At 39.8% G+C, this 4,583-nt stretch carries 7 protein-coding genes; 3 read left to right on the plus strand and 4 right to left on the minus strand.

Going from position 1 to position 4,583, the window contains the following annotated elements:
* A partial coding sequence (locus WB217_RS09785) for a hypothetical protein (protein WP_423992936.1) occupies positions 1-185 on the plus strand: 185 nt, incomplete at its 5' end.
* 66 nt (positions 186-251) lie between these two features.
* Here WB217_RS09785 and WB217_RS09790 read toward each other — a convergent pair.
* Positions 252-1,337 (minus strand): AI-2E family transporter, encoded by a 1,086-nt coding sequence (locus tag WB217_RS09790; RefSeq protein WP_423992938.1) that lies wholly within the window; start codon positions 1,335-1,337, stop codon positions 252-254.
* 223 nt (positions 1,338-1,560) lie between these two features.
* Between WB217_RS09790 and WB217_RS09795 the strand changes: the two genes are divergently transcribed.
* The gene (locus WB217_RS09795) at positions 1,561-1,707 is read left to right on the plus strand and encodes a hypothetical protein (RefSeq protein ID WP_335376142.1); all 147 of its coding nucleotides are present in this window, start codon (positions 1,561-1,563) and stop codon (positions 1,705-1,707) included.
* 118 nt (positions 1,708-1,825) lie between these two features.
* Positions 1,826-2,248, plus strand: coding sequence for a hypothetical protein (locus WB217_RS09800; RefSeq protein ID WP_423992940.1), 423 nt, complete (start codon positions 1,826-1,828; stop codon positions 2,246-2,248).
* 47 nt (positions 2,249-2,295) lie between these two features.
* On the opposite strand, the gene WB217_RS09805 is transcribed toward WB217_RS09800, so the two are convergent.
* The 3 genes from WB217_RS09805 to WB217_RS09815 all read right to left on the minus strand — a co-directional run.
* Positions 2,296-3,141, minus strand: coding sequence for a PhnE/PtxC family ABC transporter permease (locus tag WB217_RS09805; RefSeq protein WP_423992942.1), 846 nt, complete (start codon positions 3,139-3,141; stop codon positions 2,296-2,298).
* A complete protein-coding gene (locus tag WB217_RS09810; protein WP_423992944.1) occupies positions 3,138-3,848 on the minus strand; it encodes a PhnE/PtxC family ABC transporter permease in 711 nt (236 codons plus the stop codon). Before WB217_RS09810 ends, WB217_RS09805 begins: the two co-directional genes overlap by 4 nt.
* 91 nt (positions 3,849-3,939) lie before the next feature.
* On the minus strand, positions 3,940-4,583 hold a 644-nt coding region (locus WB217_RS09815), incomplete at its 5' end, for a phosphonate ABC transporter ATP-binding protein (RefSeq protein WP_423992946.1).

Genomic DNA, 4,583 nt, shown 5'->3' on the forward strand with positions numbered 1-4,583 from the left:
TATATATGCTCTGGATAATCCTTATTTCTCCGTTGATTGTATTAGTGCCGATTGTTATTTATTTTGATAAAAAGAAGGGGATGGGTGACCCTAAATTAGATACAGAAAACCACCGGATTGAACAAGACCTGGCAAGAAATGAATCCTCTTTTATAGACCCAGGAGGGAACGGTCCAGTTCAATAAAAAAGCAGAAAGCATCGGCTTAAGACCGATGCTTTCTGCTTTTTTTTAAGGTTTGCACCTCATTCATCAAACTTCTGGATTGATAAAATTCCTCTTTTGGCGAAGCCTGTAAAATTTCCATACATCCTTAATGATAATCTTAATGACTGAATATAGCGGGATGGCGATCAGTATGCCTATGAATCCATAGATTGATCCTGCCGCAATCAATAAGAGGATAACCGTAATTGGATGGATATTTAACTTTTTACCCATTACCTGCGGGGTAACAAAATTGCCTTCGAGCTGCTGCACCACAAGTAGTACTACCAGTACCTTGAACATCATCATCGGACTTGTTGCCAGTGCTACAAACAGAGCAGGCAACACACCAATGATTGGACCAAGGAATGGAACAACAGTTAAAAACATCGTGAAAATCGCAAGGAGCAGGGCGTAGTCTAACCCGATTATTTTATATCCAATGTACATTAGTGTTCCATCAACTAGCGCGATGATAAACTGTCCGGTTACATAAGTGAAAAGTGTTTTATCAATATCCTTAAGAATTTTATTGCCTTCCTGTTCATGCTCATTCGGAATCAGTTTTATAATATATGGCCTTAATTTTTCCTCATCCTTCAAAAAGAAAAATACAAGGAAAGGAACTACGACTAAAACAGTCGCTACACTGGTGAGTAATGAAATAATCGACATGACATTTTCACCAAGATTATTTGATACTTTACTTAAATAAGTGAGTGCTTTTTGTTTTACCTCATTTGCATCTACCATTTCAAACTTATTTTCTTTCATTACTTTTTCAGATTCCTTTGTGACTTCATCTATTCTTTGAGGGAAGTTTTCAGTGATATTGCTGACCTGCTCACCAACAAGCGATCCAGCGAAATAGAAAAATGTCGAGAAAATCCCAATAAATATAGCAAAGACAATAAAAATACTAAGCACTTTTGGCATGTATTGCTCTAGCCAGCGTACAGGCTTTCGCAAAATGTAATAGATTAATCCAGAAATAAGAACCGGAAAGAAGATGGCTATGATGAAATTTTTCAGCGGCCAGACAAAATAATCAATCTTTCCAAATAAAAAGATGATGAGAAGAACTAAAATGATTCCTGCTGCATATTTAAAAAATGGTTTTTGAACCCACATTCCTATTCCCCCTGATAATGTATGTACTTCCTTATTACTTCCCACAAAGATCATACATATAAACAAAACTCGCAATGTTGTCATAAGATGTCCAGGCGGACAATAAACTTATTAAAAAGATACAAGTTTTAATTTTTTTTTAACGGGTAAATATTCTGGTCAACAGAAAATAGAATTAACAGCATATTGCCACTGGTCATCTTCTGTGTAAAGGGGTCTCTATATGGTTGCAGTCGAAGAGCATCTAATATTTATAAAAGAACTAGGGCGTTTGTTTGATGAGTACTCACAATGTGAGGATGAGAAGCTGAAAATTGAAATATATAAAGATATTCAGCTAATTGGGGAAGCAATTCGAATTGGAAATTGAAATAAATGATTACCCGGCAAACCATTAAAACATGGTTTGCCGTTTTTATTTTAGTTTAGGAAAATCCTGTCCCGTTCTGTCATATACATGAAACAAGCAGATTAAGGAGGAGGTTAAAATGAGGATAGAGCTTTCAAAAGAACAATATTTGACCCTTGTAAAATTGCTGCAGCTCGGCAATTGGCCAATCGGACTCACAGAAGCCGACCATACACTGGTCAGCAGGGCAGAAAAACTTGAACAATACATTTTTTCATTAGCCGACGATTTTGAAGCAAGTGACCAAATTTACTATGATAAAGCAGAAGAATATTACTATCTTTCAGAAGCCTTGAAGGAAACAGTGGAAGCAATTATTGATGAGTACGAGGAAGATGTCTTCTGGGATCAATTGACTCATAAGCTGGCAACGATTGATCTGAAGCGCGAAATCAATATCGATGCACCGATCGAGGAAAAAATCAATAGACTCTTTCAGCTGAAGGCACGTTATGAAAAATACTTTCTGGAAAATGGTTTGGAGAAGATCGATATACTATAAAATTTAAAGCTGAAAAAATCCGGCCATGTGGATTGGCCGGATTTCGTTTACTTTATGAAGAATCGTGCTTTTTCAGAGATATAATCTGCAGCGAAAACAAGAATTAAATAACAAAACAATATTAAAGTCAGATCGGTGTAATGGAAAAAACTCATGCTTAGCTTGAATTGCTGTCCAAGCCCGCCGGCACCAACAAAACCCACAACAATCGTTGTACGCATAATCACTTCCCAGCGGTACAAGATATATGTCAAAAAGCGGGGAAGCGCGGCAGGCAAAACACCATAAAGCAAAATTTGCACTCGTCCAGCGCCACTCGAGGCCAAGTTCCGGACTGGCCGTGAATCGAGGTCCTCAATCACTTCGGCACAAAGCTTACCGAGGATGCCAAAATTATGAAGAGCAAGAGCAATCGCCCCTGGCAATATTCCTGGCTTAAAAATAAAGATGATCATCATGGCCCAGACAAGCTCAGGTACAGCACGTGAAAAAATATAAATACTGCGAATGATGCCAAAAGAAATCAAGCCATGCCATTTTTTCGCAAGGGTAATCGAACCATCTGCTACATTTCTTGCTGCTGGGACCACTGTTAGCAGTGCAGCAATTGTCGCAAAGCCGGTAGCCATTACACTCATTTTCAAAGTATCGAAAGTAAGAGCAATCACAGTCTTCCAGCTGTCCTGGTTGAAAAATGCAGGTTTTTCTTCTCCAATCCCAAAAAGTCCTTTAAAAAACTTAGTTGAATAGGATAGATTTTTTTCGGAAAAAAGAGCAGAAAGACTAGCTTTCTCCAAGTTAAAAATTGAAAACCAAGAAACTGCACCAAGAAGCAGCAATGCATATACAGAGGCAGTAACAAAGGTGATTTTTTGTTTTTTCCGAACCCTCATTGTACCAGCCTCTTTCTTAATTGATTGCTCCAGGCATCAATGATGATGACTAGGAAAATTAAAAAGAACATGAAGGTCCAAACTTCATTGTAGTGCAGGTCATCTAAACTTAGCTGAATCTGGTACCCGAGACCGCCGATGCCAACAAAACTCATGATAGCAGATGAACGAACAGCACATTCAAACCTGTACATGGAATAGCTTGTTATACTCGCCCTAACCATCGGCAGATATCCATACCATAGGATTTGAAAGCGCGATGCACCTGCTGCCTCGAGTGCTTTAATTGGTTCTGGAGGGACATCTTCCAGCATTTCCGCAAAAATCCTGCCAAGGATACCGCCATAAGGTATGGCCAAAGCAAAAATTGCCGCAAATGGTGAAAGGCCGATTGAGGCGACAAAAAGCCACGCCCAGACTAGCTCATGTATGGCTCTCATAAATCCTAATTGCCCTCTAAAAAAAGCTTTCATAACCTTTTTAGTCTTTGCTTTCCTATTCAAAACTCCTGAAGCGGGTATGCCATACAAAAACGCAATGATCAATGCTAAGCTCATGCCTGCGGCTGCGTATGACAAGGTGGTCCAGCTAGATTCAATCGCCAGCAGTAATATATCACTTGATAACTCGGGTTGAAAGAGTGCTTTAATAATTTGTCCCGCTGTTTCCAGCCCTCCGCTATGAATTAAATCTATACTCCACTCCACTGAAAACAAACTCCAGAAAAAAAACAGAAACAGGGTAAGAGAGAGAATTTTACGCTTATGGAGATCGAATGATAACCAGCTTTTCTCCATATTATGAAAGCTCCTTCAATTTGTACAAGCTTGCGATATGATCATCAGAAACTAAAGCAGCGGGGAGGTCAAAGAAAATCTCGCCATTCTTCAAGGCAATCAGTCGATCAAAATATTTTTTTGCGTATTCTACTGAATGCAAACTGGCGATCAGTGTTTGTTTTTCCTCAAGTGCAATTTTAACTAAAAGCTCAAGGATATCTTCAGCACGGGCTGGGTCAAGTGAAGCTACAGGTTCATCCGCAAGAATGATTTCTGGCTTTTGGACGAGGAGGCGGGCCAGGGCTACTCTCTGCTGTTCACCTCCGGAAAGTGTAGAAGTTCGTTCATACAATTTTTCCGCAAGACCTACACGCTCCAATGCACTGACTGCATACTCCTTTTCCTGAGGAATAAGAAGGGAGAGGAGCGACTTTACAATTCCCCAATCCCCAAGACGTCCGGCCAATACATTATGGATTACCGGAAGCTCACCAACCAGATCAAACTGCTGACGAATAATGCCAATTTTTTTCGCTCTTTTCTTTTGGTCTTCAAACTCTGATAAAGGCCGGCCATCAATATTGACCGTACCCCGATCCGGAACCAAAATAGACGCTAATATATTCAGCAGAGTCGTTTTACCAGCGCCGCTCGGCCCAATCA

It is taken from the genome of Mesobacillus sp. (assembly GCF_049588175.1).
Classification (GTDB): domain Bacteria; phylum Bacillota; class Bacilli; order Bacillales; family Cytobacillaceae; genus Mesobacillus.

Coding starts and splice junctions, on each gene's coding strand:
- WB217_RS09795 (WP_335376142.1), top strand. CDS start 1,561: ATGGTTGCAGTCGAAGAGCATCTAATATTTATAAAAGAACTAGGGCGT.
- WB217_RS09800 (WP_423992940.1), top strand. CDS start 1,826: ATGAGGATAGAGCTTTCAAAAGAACAATATTTGACCCTTGTAAAATTG.
- WB217_RS09790 (WP_423992938.1), bottom strand. CDS start 1,337: ATGTGGGTTCAAAAACCATTTTTTAAATATGCAGCAGGAATCATTTTA.
- WB217_RS09805 (WP_423992942.1), bottom strand. CDS start 3,141: ATGAGGGTTCGGAAAAAACAAAAAATCACCTTTGTTACTGCCTCTGTA.